The sequence below is a fragment of the Pseudodesulfovibrio nedwellii genome (assembly GCF_027923765.1).
Taxonomy (GTDB): Bacteria; Desulfobacterota; Desulfovibrionia; order Desulfovibrionales; family Desulfovibrionaceae; genus Pseudodesulfovibrio; species Pseudodesulfovibrio nedwellii.
Genome location: NZ_AP026709.1, coordinates 2630364 through 2646843 on the forward strand (window position 1 = coordinate 2630364; position 16480 = coordinate 2646843).

The following is a 16480-nucleotide window of genomic DNA, read 5'->3' on the forward strand; positions in this document are numbered from 1 at the left end:
AATATAGGAATGATTCGCGTTCTCAATAAACTAGGATCATGCTGAGTCCGCGTCAAGTCTTTTTTGCGTTTTTCCATACTTTGCCCCTGAGGCGAGGTAGTGTATACCGATGGTTCATGCTGGGGGTCACGTTTTTTGCCTTCGGCATCGTATACGACATCAAAAAAGAGAGCATATATGAGCCACGGTTTTACCAAAGTCAGGGAAATGGAAATTACGGAGATGGCTACCAAGGCCATTGTCTATCGTCATGACAAGACCGGCGCACGCGTCCTGTCCATGATCAATGACGATGAAAACAAGGTGTTCGGCATTTCGTTCCGTACACCTCCCGAAGATTCTACGGGTATCGCCCATATTCTGGAACATTCCGTTTTGTGCGGGTCCGACAAGTTTCCGGTTAAAGAGCCGTTTGTAGAATTGCTTAAGGGGTCGCTTCAGACTTTTCTTAACGCGCTGACATTCCCGGATAAAACCTGCTATCCCGTAGCCTCAGCCAATGTGCAGGATTTTTATAATTTGGTGGATGTTTATTTGGACGCGGTCTTTTATCCCCGTCTCACCGAGAACACCCTCAAGCAGGAAGGGTGGCATTACGAGCTGGATGGCAAAGATAAGGATATGACCTACAAGGGTGTGGTCTTCAACGAGATGAAGGGTGCATATTCTTCACCTGATTCCTTGTTGTATGAACACTCCCAGCAATCCCTGTTCCCGGATATTACCTATGGATTGGATTCCGGCGGTGATCCCGCGATCATCCCGGAGCTGACATTTGAGCAGTTCATGACCTTCCATCGTGATCATTACCATCCGTCCAACGGCTATGCCTTTTTCTATGGCGATGACAACCCGGAAAAGCGTCTTGAAGTTTTGGATGCAGTTTTTTCAAAGTTTGATCCCATTGACGTGACATCAACGCGCATCCCTTTGCAGGATCGATTCTCCGAAGCCAAGACCGTTCGCAAGGGCTACCCTGCCTCTGACCGACTTGCCAAAGGCATGTTCACGGTCAACTGGTTGTTGGCCGAGACTGCGGATGCCAATCTGAATCTGGCCCTGCATGTATTGGAACATATCCTTGTCGGTCTGCCGAGTTCGCCGCTCAAGAAGGCACTCATGGATTCCAATCTTGGTGATGATCTCGCTGGTGTCGGCCTTGAAGCCGATATGCGCCAGATGTTCTTTTCCGTGGGACTCAAGGGCATGCACCCGTCCAACGCTATTAAGGTGGAGTCCATCATCTTCCATACTATCAAGGAGTTGATTGAAAATGGTATTGACGCCCGTGATATCGAGGCGGCCATCAACTCCGTTGAGTTTTCCCTGCGCGAGAATAACACCGGCTCTTATCCACGTGGTTTGTCCCTCATGTTTCAGGCTCTATCGACCTGGATTTATGACGATGAAGAAGAGGGCGATCCTCTTCGGTTACTGCCTTTTGAGGAACCGCTCAATAACATCAAGGGATGGGTTGCCAACGGTGACAAGATATTTGAGGAATTGTTGGCGCGTCTTTTCTTGCATAACTCGCATCGCACGACCGTGTTGCTTGAACCGGACCACAAGATGGCTCGTAAGCAGTCAAAGGTGGAATCCGACCGCTTGGCAGCAGCCAAGGCCGGAATGTCTGCCGAGCAGGTTGCCGCAGTTATGGCGGATGCCGAGGAATTGAATCGATTGCAGGCTGCGCCTGACAGCCCGGAAGCCCTTGCTTCCATTCCACGTCTGGCTGTGGCTGATTTGTCGCGTGAAAACAGGATCATTCCCACGGAAGTTCGTGAGTCTGAAGGTCGGGAATTGCTTTACCATGACCTGCCCACCAACGGCATCGGATATCTCGATTTCGGATTTGATCTTTCCTGCGTGCCGGAGAATCTGTTGCCATACATGGGCGTCTTTGGCCGGGCAATGTTGGAGTCTGGTACGGCCAAGCGTGATTATGTGGATTTGTCCCAGCGTATCGCCTGCACTTCTGGTGGTATCTGGACGCAGCCATTCTCTTCGCCGGTCCGTGATTCTCAGGATGCGGCTTCACGATTGTTCATCCGTACCAAGGCCACAGGCGACAAGCTTGCCCCGACCCTTGAGATTCTCACCGAGATTTTGACTTCGGCTACGCTCGACAACAAAGAGCGTATCTCCCGGATTGTTTCCGAGGCTCGTGCCCGTGCCGAGCAGCGGTTGGTGCCTTCCGGTCACATGGTGGTTGCCACGCGGCTTCGTGCTCGGACGCACATCGGTCATGCCATGGAAGAGGCCATGTCCGGCCTGACCAACCTGAACTTTCTGCGTCATCTCGAACAACGTATCGAAGAAGATTTCCAATCCGTAGTACAGGATCTTGAGCAACTGCGTACACTCGTTATTGCCCGGAACAACTTGATCATCAACGCCACCATGGACGGGGCTACCTTTACTCCCATTGAAGCTGAAATAGGTTCAGTGGTCGCTTCCTTGCCCGAGTCCGAAGCCACCGTCGTGGCCCGAGCCATTCCGAATCTTCCCACCCGTGAGGGTCTCGCCATTCCGGCGCAGGTCAACTACGTGGGCAAAGGATGCAACGTGGCCGAGCACGGTTTCAACTTCACTGGTGCGGCTCAAGTTGTGAACAAGCTTATTCGTACCGGGTATCTCTGGGAGAAGGTTCGTGTGCAGGGCGGTGCCTATGGCGCATTTTGTCTCATGGATCGTATGGCCGGATCGATGTCGTTTGTCTCTTACCGTGATCCCAACGTGGCTGACACTGTGGCCGCGTTCGACGCTGTGGCCGAGTATCTCGACACTTTCGATGTTGCCGGGGATGAGCTTGAAAAAGCCGTTATCGGCGCTATCGGTGAAATCGATACCTACCAGTTGCCTGACGCCAAGGGCTTTACCGCGCTTGTCCGGCATTTGACTGATCAAGACGATGCGTTCTTACAAACCATTCGTGAAGATGCATTGAACGCGACCGAAGCTGATTTCCGAGCTTTTGCCGAAGCCATGCGCATCAACGCCAAGCATGGCTCCATCTGCGTGCTCGGTGACAGTTTGGCCATGGAAAATGCTGGGCTGGATTTGGATATTCGACAGGTTTTGTAAGTAAGCCTACCGGCGGTCGCTTTCAGCGGGACCAGAGAACCCTTTGAAAAGGGTTCTCTGGACTCTCCTAAACTTTTTGTGTCGCTTCGCGAGGGGGGGGTACCAGTTTGGTGGGAGAATCTGAGAATTGTATTAAAACGAGTCGGATGTCCGGCTCTTTTTTTGGGTAAGTGAAGGATTAACATTTTTTAAATGGAGTGCTTTGGGATGCAAAACATCCCAATAACAGTTCTTTTCCCCCGATAGCGTAGGCTTGGGAGATTGGTGCAAATGTGCATTTTTTCGGGCCAAACCGACCGCAGGCGTAGCAGCGCTACGTTGAGGATCGGTTTACACACGAAAAATGTGCAGATGCGCCGCTATCGCGAGCCGCGTCTACCCCATTTCTGGTTCTGTTTTCCAGGCGAAAAGAGGTGTTATGGGCTTCATGTTGGTGAAGTCCACGCGGACGGCGACGAATGCGCCGACTGACGGGGGGAGGATGCTGGAACTGATAAGTTTGGAGACGCCCGTGTTTTTCCAGGTTTTGGTGGGACCGGCGAGCACCGAGCGGGCCAAGGTGGGGCGGAAGCCTGTGGTGCGTTTGATGAGGTCCTGCATCTCGCACCATGTGAACCAGTTGGCCTTGGCCATGGTGGACCCTGAGTTGCGGATGTTCATGGTGTAATAAAGTGAATTCTTGTTCAGGAATCCGATGAGTAAACCTTTCTCGGCAACGCGGGCCGCTTCCGTGAGCATGGCTTCCGGCTCGTCTGTGAACTCCAGCACAGACCAGAGGAACGCATAGTCGAACTCGTTGTCCGAATATCCCATATGTTCGCCGTGACCCAGATGCAGTTCCGCACGGTTCCCAAAGCGTTTTCTGGCAGCCATGATCATTTCCGGGCTGTTGTCGATACCGGTAACATCCAGACCCATTTGATAGAGCATATCCAGAAACAAACCGGTTCCACAGCCGACTTCAAGCAGTTTGTGCTTTCGTCTGGGCCATCCTGCCAGCACGTTTTGCAACAGTCGAGCCTCCTGATCAAGCGCAAAGCGTCCTTCGGGGGTGTCGAACCATGCTTCATATGTGTCAGGATTCCATGTCATGTCATCAGTCCCTCAATAAAATGGATCGTCTTTTTAAAGTATGACCATCTTCGCGGCATCTGTAAATGCTCTACCAAAAAGAAACACATTCTCCACCTGCAACCCGTGCGAATGTATATACGGAAAAGGGTGGGGACGGGTGCAGTGATATGCGGTGAAGTATTCGTTTTTTTGGGGAGAATTGAATGTTTAGCGAGTAAATGATAAATAGAGAAAAGGCACAGGTGCAATATTCAATTGGACGGATTTGAAATCGTTTTCCTTCCTTGGAAGCGAGGTACTCCGTATTGCGGTATGACATGTGCATGGTATTATAAGCGGAAAAAAAGATGTGTCTACGGAGCAGGCTGTTGGTTAACGGACATGCGTCATTTAGGCCGGTGAAGGGATAATTAAGAGTACCATGAGCATACAGGACAGAACCAATAAATTTAGTCAGGCATTTAATTCAATTCCGGATCAGGCTCGGGAACAGGATGGTTTGAAGAAGGCCGCTTTTGCCCTTGGTCAGGGCGAGTATCAGCGTGCCTTGAAGGAACTTGCCTGTTTAGAGAGTGCACCTGCTCGTATCATGCGGGCAGAATTGTTGTGCGATCAAAAGGAATATGACTTGGCTCGGACTGAGTGCCTGCAAGTAATAGAGCAAGAGCAAAATGCATATGGTGCGTATAATTGCCTTGGCCATATTGCTCGTGCAGAAGGAAATATTGACGACTCTCGGCAGGCGTTTCTGGCATCCATTGCGCTTGAGGCCAATGGGCGTGTCGCTCAAACCAATCTTGTTGGAGAGAACCGTGACTCCGTGACCTCTGATCGGAGCGACGCCAGCATTGTGACAAGCATTCCACCACGAGACGTGGAGCGGCATTATGCTTCTACTCGCAATTGGGTTGAGGGTGGGTTTGAAGTCATATCGCTTAATACGCAGGCTGAGATTGATCAATTGCAGGGATTGCTTCCGCATGTGATCTTCGAGAAAGCTCCACGCACGGCTTGTGAAAAGTTTGGTAGGGACTATGTGTACCTTGATGATATTTTGGATGTTTTGGCCGCATGTGGCAAACGCATAGGCGGTATAGTCAATGCGGACATCCTTTTGCATGGGGCGGCAGACTTGTTGACACAACTACCCCAGGCAACCGACCAAGGGCTGGTGTTTGGCTCAAGAGTTGATATCGATACAGGCTTGAAACAGTGGCGCAGCTACGATGTGGGATTTGACTATTTTTTCATGAGCCCGGCACTCGCTGCCGAGTTGCCTCGTCAGACGTCATATTGTCTGGGTTTACCTTGGTGGGATTATTATCTCCCCATGGCAACGGCCAAAAAGGGAGCACATATATTTTTGAATCATACTCCGGTTGCATATCATGGCGTTCATGCAATTAATTGGTCTCCGCGATTGTTTCATGCGTTGGGGGCGGAGTTTGTACAGGATACGACGGGGCTTTGGTTTGAGGACGGGCTTTCGGCTCCTGTGGTTTCGTTTGCGGACATGACGGCTCAAGAACAGTTTTTGGTGGGTGTTGCCAAGTATGTGGTAAGGCGGCTGCGGTTGCTGGCGAAATCAATTTCTATTGAAACGGACAATTTGACACGCCTTGCTTCTCCGTTGGACTTGAAACGGTATGGCATGGCGAACGAGTTGACTTTGCTTGAAGGGTTGGAAGGTGTGGTTGAAGGTCTGGGGTTGAAGGGAGCATAGCAGGTAATTTCATAATTTGAAGTAGATAGATCAATCATCAAGTGAATGAATGGAAAAGTGGCCGACTCCTGTCAAAATATTGTAGGTATGTAATTTGCATAATTATGCCATGCCGACTGGAAGGTAAGATTCTGCCTATTCAAATATGCTTTTGGAGAGATGAGATTTTGGGCTTTTGATGTTTGGGCATGAGGCGGTAGGAATTGTTTCTTGACTAAATAAATCGTTCGGTTAACGGTCGATTGTGATGTTATTAGTATAGGTTGCTGAGTTTGTTGGCGTCCTGTCGATTAATTGATTTTAGTAAATGTGGGTTAGGAAATGGGTAAAAAAGCACTGATTACGGGTATTACTGGTCAGGACGGATCATATCTCGCCGAGTTGCTCCTGGAAAAAGGGTACGAAGTCCACGGTATTAAACGTAGGGCTTCTTTATTCAATACGGGCCGAGTGGAGCATCTGTATCAAGATCCGCATGATGAAGAACAAAGGTTTTTCTTGCATTATGGGGACATGACCGACGCGACCAACTTGATTCGTGTGGTGCAGGAAGTTCAACCTGACGAAGTTTACAATCTGGCGGCCCAGAGTCATGTGGCTGTGTCCTTTGAAACACCGGAATACACGGCAGACACTACTGCAATCGGTCCTTTGCGCTTACTTGAGGCCATTCGTATTCTCGGATTGGAAAAGAAAACTCGTTTTTATCAGGCTTCGACATCCGAACTGTTTGGCAATTCAGGTAAGGACAAGCAGAGTGAATTTACCCCGTTTTGTCCGAGGTCGCCTTATGCCGCAGCCAAGTTGTACGCCTACTGGATAACCATCAATTATCGTGAAGCATACGATATGTATGCCTGTAATGGTATCCTGTTCAATCATGAATCTCCTCGCCGGGGTGAGACGTTTGTGACCCGAAAGATCACTATGGGGTTGGCTCATATTGCAGTCGGCCTCGATCAGACGTTGTGGCTTGGAAATCTTGATGCTCGGCGAGACTGGGGGCATGCTAGAGACTATGTGGAAATGATGTGGCTTATGCTGCAACAGGACGTGCCGGAGGACTATGTCATTGCCACGGGCTCAAGTTATTCCGTTCGAGAGTTCGTGGAGATGGCTGGAAATCTGGTGGGCATGGACATTCAATGGCGTGGTTCAGGGACCGACGAAGTCGGCGTGGACGGCAAAAGTGGGAAGACGGTGATTCGCATCGATCCGCGATATTATCGGCCCACCGAGGTTGATTTTCTGGCTGGTGAGGCGACCAAGGCCAAGGAACGTCTTGGTTGGGAGCCGAAGATATCCTTTAAGGATATGGTTGCAGAAATGGTTGAATCTGATCTGGAGCAAGCCAAACTGGAAGCCTTGTGTAAGGAAAACGGGTTTGAATCTTTTACTGCATGCGGAGTGAAAGAGTGAAAAAAGACGCACGAATTTTTGTTGCCGGACATCGCGGTTTGGTTGGAGGGGCAATTGTCAGATGTTTGAAGGCTGATGGGTATACGAACCTGTTCTGCCGTACACACGCCGAGCTTGATCTGACTCGTCAGGACGAAGTGGACCGTTTTTTTGCGGAAGAGCAGCCCGAATATGTTTTTCTGGCAGCGGCCAAGGTGGGCGGCATTTACGCCAACAGCACTTATCCGGCTGATTTCATTCGTGATAACCTGTTGATTCAGAGTAATATTGTGGATGCAGCTTTTGTTCATGCTACCCGTAAACTGCTTTTTTTGGGTTCGTCTTGTATCTATCCACGCGAGGCTCCGCAGCCTATCCCGGAGGATGCATTACTTTCCGGGCCACTTGAGCCGACAAACGAGTCGTATGCCGTAGCCAAAATCGCTGGCATCAAACTGTGTCAGGCCATGCGGCGTCAACACGGGTTTGATGCCATCAGTGCCATGCCCACCAATTTGTATGGGCCGGGCGATAATTTCCATCCAGAGAATTCCCATGTTGTTCCCGGTTTGATGCGCCGATTCCATGAGGCCAAGCTGGCCGATGCCGCAGAGGTGGCTGTATGGGGAACGGGTGCACCTCTTCGGGAGTTTCTGCATGTGGATGATTTGGCCGAAGCCCTTGTATTTCTAATGGAACATTATTCGGATGAATCCATCGTTAACGTCGGCTCTGGTGTGGAAGTCTCCATCGCCGAACTCGTGAAAACCATTAAGCGTGTGGTTGGATTTCAGGGGGCTATCCGGTTTGAGAGGCCTGAAATGGACGGTACCCCCCGAAAGTTGGTGGACAGTTCCCGCTTGTATTCAATGGGGTGGAAACCCAAACATTCTTTGGAGCAAGGGTTGGCCGACACGTACGCATGGTTCAAAAACAATGCTGTGGGTTAGAAAAATGAGGCGATATGCAAGGTCTGTCTGAACATAAGAAAATTTCGGTAATTGTACCTACCTACAATCAAGCAGAATATCTTGGCGCCTGTTTGGATTCCATTTGGTTTCAGGATTATGCGAACATTGAAATAATCGTCATTGCCGATCCTTCACCGGATGATACCTCTGAAGTGCTTGCCGCCTTCGCAAAAGGCGTTGAAGCCGACAGGGTTTCCTTTGCGTCAAAGCTTGAAAAGGATGGGACGGTTTCCCGCACGGAATGTTCTCGCTACAGGCAGGATGGTCGTCAACTTATCATTGTCGAGAATCAAACGCGACTGGGGCACACTCCGTCCTACAACAAGGGGTTCCAGATGGCATCCGGCGAGTATTGCACATATATCGCTTCGGATGACCTTTGCCATCCTTCGATGTTGACGGAGCTGGCCGGTTTTTTAGACCGCAACGAAGCTGATTTTGTTTATTCTGATATGTTTATTGTTGATGACGATATGCGTGTTCTCAGGGAATTTTCGTTGCCGGATTATAGTTTCAAGGCATCCTTTTGTGATTGGTACCTCTGTGGTGTTTCCAAACTCTATCGGCATTCTCTGCATGAACGATTCGGTTATTATGACGAGACTTTTACTGCCAATGACCACGAGTGCTTTTTACGATTTGCTATGAATGGGGCTAAGTTCAAGCATGTTCCAAAGGTTTTGTATTCAGTACGAAGTCATGCTCAACGAGAACAGGATGTACACAGCAGCGATAGTTGGGAAAAATTGATGGAGGAGTCGAGCCGTTTAGTCGAGAAGGCTCATAAATACGAGCGGCTTGAAAAACAGGACGGATGAATAATTATGAGTGAACAGAACTGTCCTCTTTGCAATTCGACTCATGTGGAGCGCATAGATCGTGTTTTTACTGACGACATCGTTGCGTTGTACGATCAGGTCTTAACTGTCGATGTGAAAGAATATTTTTCTGATACTGAGTTCCTTGAGTATTATCGTTGCAAGGAATGTGGTCTTTTTTCCTTTATTCCGAGTATCGTTGGTGATTCTTTGTTTTATCAACGGCTGAATATGTTTAATTGGTATTACCTCCCTGAAAAGTATGAGTTTAAGTATTGTTCACAGCACATCCCCCTTGGGGCGCGTGTTTTGGATATTGGGTGTGGCGCCGGTGCGTTTAAGGGCTCTCTTCCTGGGAGGGATTACGTCGGCTTGGAGCCTCACGGTGAATCAGATCCCGTATCGAAAGAGTCCGTTTTGCACATGGATATAGATCAATTTCTAGCAACACAGCCGGAATTATTCGACGCCGTTTGCGTTTTTCAGGTGTTGGAGCACCTGAAGTCGCCGGGAGATTTTATTCAGAGGGCGTTATCCTGCCTTAAGCCGGGGGGGGGGTTTGTTGTTTCCACCCCTAGCCAGGATTCCTTTATTGGAAATGTAACGAATAGCCCCCTCGCCATGCCGCCTCATCATATGTCTCATTGGCCGGACAGTGCTTTTCGGCAAATGACACGTTTTAATCTTGAGCTTGAAGAATTGCATCATGAACCATTGCAAGACATTCATGTCCCGTGGTTTAGTTCTAAATTTTGTGAGGAACAACTCAAGGAGCAGCACCCCGAAGGATGCAAGGGGGGGCTGATTGATATGAGTCCCGGGTTCAAAGCGTTGGCGGAAGAAGCGGAAAAGATGGCAAAACAGGTCACTCCGATATTTTCTAATCCTGCGTGGCGACCAGTCGGTCATACGGTTATCGCTGTTTTTACAAAAAAAATTGTTGCCGGGTCAGTGGAGGCATAGTGATGCGTTTGTTTCGACTTTGCACCAATTCTCAGCTTTATCTTGATCGTTTTCACGATCAACAACCGGAATTGGAGGGGCGTCCCTACATCGAACAATACCGGAAACTCATGAAGGATTGTTACGGTTGGGCTGATTTTTGGACACATGGTTTTAGCCCGTTGGGATATGAAGTTTGGGAACCTGTCGGCAACGCTGTTGTGCAACAGAAGCAGTGGGCTTTGGAGCACGATGTCGAATATTCGGAAAAATGGCTTTTTGAGATCAGTTTGAGCCAGATAAAAGATTTTGCCCCGGATGTGCTGTTGGTTAATGACCATCATACTTTTGGCAAATCCTTTCTGGACAGGGTGCGAGAGTCATGCCCTTCCATCAAACTGATTATTGGTTGGTGTGGTGCACCATATACATCATTGGATGTCTTCAAGGCGTATGACCTGACTTTGAGCAACGTGTCTTCGTTGCTGGATGTGTTCCATGCCAAGGGTTTGAATTCCCGGCTTTTTCGTCATGGTTTTTCTGCAACCGTGAATGATCGTCTCGCAACTGTTTCTGACCGTGGTCCTGACGTATCTTTTGTTGGGTCAGCTATTTCGGCAGATCAATACCATACATCACGATTGGAGCTGCTGGAGCACCTTTCCCATAATTCGGCTTTGGAAATATGGTCACCAAATGGGAAGGTTCTGCAGGGGGGCGGCATTGCATCGTCTATCATTCATGGTGCTGTTTTTGGTCTCGATATGTATCGCACCTTGGCGAAAAGTTTTGTGACCTTGAATACGCACATAGATATTTCACTGACATATGCCAGCAATATGCGGCTCTTTGAAGCGACAGGCGTTGGGGCCTGTTTGCTTACGGATTGGACTCCTAATCTTTCTGAATTGTTTGAAGAGGATGTAGAGGTGGTGACTTTTCGTACAGCAGAAGAAGCTGTGGAAAAAATGGATTACCTTATGGCCCATCCCTCAGAGCGGGATTCTATTGCCGAAGCAGGGCAAAAGCGAACTTTAGCAGAACATTCCTTTACGCAACGGGCGAAGGAAATGGATGAATTGATTCGAAATGAACTTGCATAAATCGATTGATATGGCCTTTCCTCGGGAGGGAAAAGTGAAGCTTATATGTAAATTTTTAGAAGAGATAGTCATCTTGTCCGACGGAAGGATAAGCACTTGTTGCATGGATCCCTTGGGGGAGAATGCCTACAGTTCTATTCATGATTCTGATTTCGGCGCATTGAAAGAGAAATATCATAATGTGTTTAAGCAGATTATGGAGAATCCCGACTCCATGCCAAAGTGTGCGAGATGCTTTGCTTCCCTGAAAGAGAATCCGACGGAAGGAGGCAATCGTTATATTTTGTTTCCGGATGAGGATGAAGTGCAAAAAGGGATTGAAGAAAATTCTGAAGGTCCGACTCGGGCGGTGATAGAATTGTCATCAATATGCAATCTGAAATGTCGGGGATGTATGCAATACAGGGCGGATATCCCAGGGACTCGGAAAGAGTCTCTGATGGATATTGACCGGCTCAAGGAGTGGATCAAGGACGGTTCCGAGACCATACGGAGCATTCGGTTGTATAACTATGGCGAAACTTTTGTACATCCTCGTGCCATTGAATTTATTGAGTTCATTAAAGAACTTGGTTTGTTTGTGGAAATAGCGACAAACGGTTTGTTGTTGGATACGGAAGAAAAGCAACGCAGGGTGATGGCTTCCGGCGTCGATAGATTGATGTTTTCCATCCACGGGTCCAGTCAGGAAACAGTTGAGCCCTACATGACCGAAAAATTTGATTTCGAGAAGATGATGGAAATTCTCAAAAGTTTGTCCCGCCTGCGCAAGGAGTTGGGAACCAAGGTCCAGATGTATTGGAAGTACCTGTTGTTCGAGTGGAATGACACCGATGAAGATATGGCTCGGGCTGAGGTCCTTGCCCGTGCTACAGGAATGGACAAATTGCTTTTCACCTTACCTGGTTATCCTTCGCCGTCGAAGCGTTTTGAAGGCCCTCACAATCGAAATGTGAAAGTCGTTGATTTTGATTGAATGACAAGGTGTTATCATACCCGTGACTACAAGTTTGATACGAATATCTTGCAGCCTGTCGAATTCACGGATTTGGGCAAAGCAGGATTTAGGGAGAATTGAGAGATGACACGGACATTGAATTTTGCAGGAAGAATGATAGGGGGCGAGTACCCTCCACTTGTTATCGCTGAGATTGGTATTAATCACGACGGCGTTTTCGAGCGGGCTGTGACCATGATAGAAGATGCACATACCGCAGGGTGTGAATGCGTTAAATTTCAAAGCCACATTATTGAAGACGAAATGATTTATAATGATGTGGTGCCTGGGAATGCCACTGAGTCCATTTGGGATATGATGAACCGCTGTGCGTTTACGCTTGAGCAAGAAATGAATCTCAAGAAAAAGACTGAAGAATTGGGTATGATATACTTGAGTACTCCGTTTTCCAGGGCTTCGGCGGACCGTCTTGAAGCAATGGGGGTGCATGCATACAAAATCGGTTCCGGTGAATGCAATAATATACCGCTTATTGAGCATATCGCATCCTTTGGTAAGCCTGTTATCCTGAGCACTGGTATGAACGGTATGGACTCGGTGGTGCGTTCTGCAAGCATTCTGGAAACGCATGGAGTTGAATACGCCCTGTTGCATTGTACTTCCATGTATCCCACTCCATATGAACAAGTGCGTTTGGGAGCCATGCAAGAACTTATGGAACAATTTTTCGAAGTTCCTATAGGCCTTTCAGATCATTCCATGGGCAATTATACTTGTTTCGGAGCTACCGCTCTTGGGGCCTGTATTTTGGAAAAGCATTTTACATCCGATGCCTCTTGGCCGGGGTCCGACATTCCTATTTCCATAAATCCAAGAGAACTCGCCGATTTGATTAAGGGAAGTAAAGCGATACACCAGGCTCTTGGGGGCACAAAGAACGTGCTTGAAGGAGAGCAGCCTTGCATAGCTTTCGCGTATTCCTGCGTTGTGACGACTCAAGCCGTTGCTCAAGGTGAAGCGTTTACCATGGAGAATATATGGGTAAAACGTCCTGGAACCGGTGAAATATTGGCAGCGGATTTTACGACAGTCCTAGGGTGTACGGCAGTAAAGGATATCCCGTCAGGTGCTCAACTTAAGCGGAGTCACATTAAGTTATGAGAAAAATCTGTTTTTACACAGCGAATCGCTCTGAGTATTCCCGACTGCGTTCCGTAATGGAGTCTGTCCATGCGCATGAGGACTTGAGTTTGATGGTCGTTGCCGGTGGTTCCCATTTATTGGAACGCTATGGAATGACGATCAGCGAGATTGAAAATGATGGATTTCCTATCGTTGATCGATTGCAAACAGTGGTTGAAGGCACGTCTTTGGAGTCGATGGCTAAGTCTGCCGGTTTGGCCATTATCGAGTTAACCACGAGCCTGACTCGTATCACCCCCGATGTTTTAGTGGTGATAGGTGATCGGTATGACATGCTTCCGGCGGTTATCGCGGCGTCATATCTGAATATTCCTATTGCTCATATACAAGGAGGGGAGAAGACCGGCACCATTGACGAGTCCATTCGACATGCAGTCACCAAGCTGTCTCATATTCATTTTCCTGCCACGGAATCGAGCAGGGAGTTCATAATTCAGATGGGCGAAGATCCCGAGCGGGTCTTCTTAAGTGGTTGCCCCTCCATCGACATACTCTTGCGTACTCCTGAAATTGGCAAGAAGGCATTGTTTGATTCTTTTCCCATTCCTTCTATTACGGCAGCTTTTTCTCCAGACGCGGAGCAGGATTATTTGCTTTATATCCAGCATCCGGTCACCACTGAATATGGAAAGAGTTATGAACAGATGGAGCAAAGTCTGGAAGCGTTACGTCGGACAGGGATGCAGGTCTTTCTTATTTATCCCAATCTTGATGCCGGTTCCAATGATATGATCAAGGCTTTGCATCGTTTTACTCTCCGTCACGATACTGAGGACTGGCTCTTTTGTTACAAGCATATTCCGATGAATATTTTTTCCAATCTTATGCGTTATGCGACATGCATGGTGGGTAATTCCAGCGCAGGCATTAGGGAAAGTTGTTATTTTGGTTTGCCAACCGTCAACATAGGTTCTCGTCAGAAAAATCGTACACATGGACAAAATGTTACGAATGTTGAGCATGATACGGAAGAAATACTCCAGGCCATTCAGACTCAGATAGCCCACGGCAAGTATCCTGTTGAACAGATATACGGCACAGGTAACGCGGGGGAGGAGATCGCTAACATTCTCGCACAGGTAACTGTAGAGGTGCAAAAATGAACAACAACAGTAAGCCTGTGTATATCAAAGGTCAGCCGGTAGGCGACGGCTGTCCGGCAGTGTTTCTTGCCGAGATTAATTCGGCGTTTGATACGGATATGGAACAGGGTCAACGCATGATTCGGTCAGCCTCCGAAGCCGGTGCAGATTTTCTCAAAGCTGAAATCCTTTGTTCCACAGATATAGTACTCAATGACGGGTCTCGATTTGAATACGAATATGGTGACAACGGCGAGCGGACCTCGGAGACATGGTACGATATCGTTGCCCGTAAGGTTAATCCTCTTTCTTTTTATGAATCACTTTTCGAATACAGTCGCTCATTGAATTTGGAATTTATAGTTTCAGTTTATGATTTGGCATCCGTAGAATTTTTGGCTGACATGCAGGCTGCGGCACTCAAGATTCCTTCTTCAAATTTGAATCACGAGCCTTTGATTGTGGCAGCGGCCAAGACTTCAATCCCTTTGATTCTTGATACCAACAAGGCGTACACAAGTGACATTGCAAGGGCTTTGCTTTGGTGTGAACAACAAGGGAACTCTAATGTCGTTTTAAATCATCATCCAGGGAGTGGTCCGGCTCCTGCTGAACAGCATAATTTGAATTATATTAGACATCTGAAGCAGACGTTTGGTGTGCCAGTAGGGCTTTCCTGTCACTATGTGGGAGACGAGATATTGTATGCGGCATTGGGAGCCGGTGCGAATCTTTTGGAAAAACCCATCAGTTTCGATCCTTCACACAAGGATCTGGATACCGTATTTGCGGCTAATATCGATGATTTGCCAAGCATTTTAGCGAAAGTTCGTGCCTGTTCCGCGGCTTTGGGTGATGGCAAGCCAAGAGCATATATGCCGGATAGGGAGCTTGATCAGTGGATGGGGGTAATCGCTCAGAAAGACATTACTCCTGGTGACAAGTTAACCACGGATAATTGTCGTTTTTCATGGCCCTGCAAAGGGATATCTGTAGAAGACTGGTCAAAAATTGAAGGGCGTACAGTCGTTCATGATATTTTCGCAGACCATCCTGTGAGGTGGGGTGATGTCAGTTTTGACTAACGCTCCAGCGTTCTCTTCCTTGGATATCCAGCCGATCCAATTTGTTGTTGATGTGCCTTCGTATCGCGGTGAAACCATCATTGAAGCTGCAAAACAGTTTTCGGTTTTGGGTGATGACATACAAATTGAGGGTGCAGCCTGGCCGGATGAGTTGGGCAACAACATGTATCGGATTACGGGAAAGGGTGGGACTTATATTCTGAAAATCAAGGCCGTGCCCGATGTTGAGCGGCTCAAGTTGAGCGAGGGGATTTACAGATTTCTGGATAAAAAAAGTCCTGATGTACTTATCCCTTTATGTACCAATAAAGGGGAAATGTACCCTTTAGCTGGTGATGGAAGAGTGATTGAATGCCTGCCGTATATTGATGGTCATCATTTTCAAGACGAGCCACAATGCTTGATCAAGTTGGGTGAAGCGCTCAAAAGACTTCATCAGGTTTTGGAGCAAATGCCCTTATCCCATGACGTCGCTGCATCAAGCGAAATATGGGAGCAACGTCTGGATAAAGGGAGAGCTGCATTGGCCGAAGGGATAGCCTGTAGCCGAAATGACGATCTGAACAACTGGTTGGATCGGAATAAGGACTACCTCGGCAGGGTGCAAACGGGGTGGCTGTCCTTATTCGATATCCCCGGGGAGAGACAACCTGTTCATGGTGATCTGAATCGGGGTAATGTTTTTTTTGAAAAGACTTCAGAAAAGGTGTGGTTGCTGGATTTCGAAGACGCCCCCTTTGCCATGATGTCCAGACTTATGGAATTGGCATTTGTTATTCAACGTTTCTGCCTGCATGACGAAGCAGAACCCGCTGTGGTTTCAGGTCGTATGGACCAAATTTTTGAAGGATACGGTGAGTTATTGCCGGGTCTTGAAATGTTGCCCGACTTATGGCGGTTGTGGTGCTATCGAAGTACGGTTCGTATTTTTTGCCGGGTTTTTGAAAATCGTTTGATTTTTGATAGCTCGGAACTCGATAAATTTGTTCATTTGGAACAGCAGGCGATGCGATATGCTTCGTCGGTTCGTAATTATTGA

13 protein-coding genes are annotated in these 16480 nt (G+C 48.0%); 12 read left to right on the forward strand and 1 reads right to left on the reverse strand.

Annotated features, from left to right (window positions below; translation table 11 throughout):
* The first annotated feature begins 177 nt into the window (after positions 1-177).
* Positions 178-3084 (forward strand): insulinase family protein, encoded by a 2907-nt coding sequence (locus SYK_RS12335; protein ID WP_281760571.1) that lies wholly within the window; start codon positions 178-180, stop codon positions 3082-3084.
* Between the two features lie 375 nt (positions 3085-3459).
* Here SYK_RS12335 and SYK_RS12340 read toward each other — a convergent pair whose 3' ends face one another.
* Positions 3460-4176 (reverse strand): class I SAM-dependent methyltransferase, encoded by a 717-nt coding sequence (locus SYK_RS12340; protein ID WP_281760572.1) that lies wholly within the window; start codon positions 4174-4176, stop codon positions 3460-3462.
* Between the two features lie 403 nt (positions 4177-4579).
* Here SYK_RS12340 and SYK_RS12345 point away from each other — a divergent pair, with 403 nt between their 5' ends.
* The 11 genes from SYK_RS12345 (at position 4580) to SYK_RS12395 (ending at position 16480) form a co-directional block, all read left to right on the forward strand.
* Positions 4580-5881 carry a tetratricopeptide repeat protein gene (locus SYK_RS12345; protein WP_281760573.1) on the forward strand — a complete coding sequence of 434 codons (1302 nt, stop codon included), beginning with the start codon at positions 4580-4582 and terminating at the stop codon, positions 5879-5881.
* 321 nt (positions 5882-6202) lie between these two features.
* Entirely contained in the window at positions 6203-7300 is a 1098-nt protein-coding gene (gene gmd, locus SYK_RS12350) for a GDP-mannose 4,6-dehydratase (RefSeq protein WP_281760574.1), read from the forward strand.
* Positions 7297-8229, forward strand: a complete 933-nt coding sequence (locus tag SYK_RS12355) for an NAD-dependent epimerase/dehydratase family protein (RefSeq protein WP_281760575.1) — start codon at positions 7297-7299, stop codon at positions 8227-8229. The genes gmd and SYK_RS12355 overlap by 4 nt, the downstream gene beginning before the upstream one ends.
* A gap of 14 nt (positions 8230-8243) precedes the next feature.
* Positions 8244-9068, forward strand: coding sequence for a glycosyltransferase (locus SYK_RS12360; protein WP_281760576.1), 825 nt, complete (start codon positions 8244-8246; stop codon positions 9066-9068).
* Between the two features lie 6 nt (positions 9069-9074).
* Positions 9075-10031: a class I SAM-dependent methyltransferase gene (locus SYK_RS12365; protein WP_281760577.1), complete on the forward strand. Its 957-nt coding sequence runs from the start codon at positions 9075-9077 to the stop codon at positions 10029-10031.
* Positions 10032-10033: 2 nt separating this feature from the next.
* Positions 10034-11113, forward strand: a complete 1080-nt coding sequence (locus SYK_RS12370; protein WP_281760578.1) for a CgeB family protein — start codon at positions 10034-10036, stop codon at positions 11111-11113.
* 214 nt (positions 11114-11327) lie between these two features.
* Positions 11328-12089, forward strand: a complete 762-nt coding sequence (locus tag SYK_RS12375) for a radical SAM protein (RefSeq protein ID WP_281763273.1) — start codon at positions 11328-11330, stop codon at positions 12087-12089.
* Between the two features lie 105 nt (positions 12090-12194).
* The gene (locus SYK_RS12380; protein WP_281760579.1) at positions 12195-13232 is read left to right on the forward strand and encodes an N-acetylneuraminate synthase family protein; all 1038 of its coding nucleotides are present in this window, start codon (positions 12195-12197) and stop codon (positions 13230-13232) included.
* Entirely contained in the window at positions 13229-14377 is a 1149-nt protein-coding gene (gene neuC, locus SYK_RS12385; protein ID WP_281760580.1) for a UDP-N-acetylglucosamine 2-epimerase, read from the forward strand. The genes SYK_RS12380 and neuC overlap by 4 nt, the downstream gene beginning before the upstream one ends.
* Positions 14374-15441 carry an N-acetylneuraminate synthase family protein gene (locus tag SYK_RS12390; protein WP_281760581.1) on the forward strand — a complete coding sequence of 356 codons (1068 nt, stop codon included), beginning with the start codon at positions 14374-14376 and terminating at the stop codon, positions 15439-15441. Before neuC ends, SYK_RS12390 begins: the two co-directional genes overlap by 4 nt.
* The gene (locus SYK_RS12395; protein ID WP_281760582.1) at positions 15425-16480 is read left to right on the forward strand and encodes a phosphotransferase; all 1056 of its coding nucleotides are present in this window, start codon (positions 15425-15427) and stop codon (positions 16478-16480) included. Before SYK_RS12390 ends, SYK_RS12395 begins: the two co-directional genes overlap by 17 nt.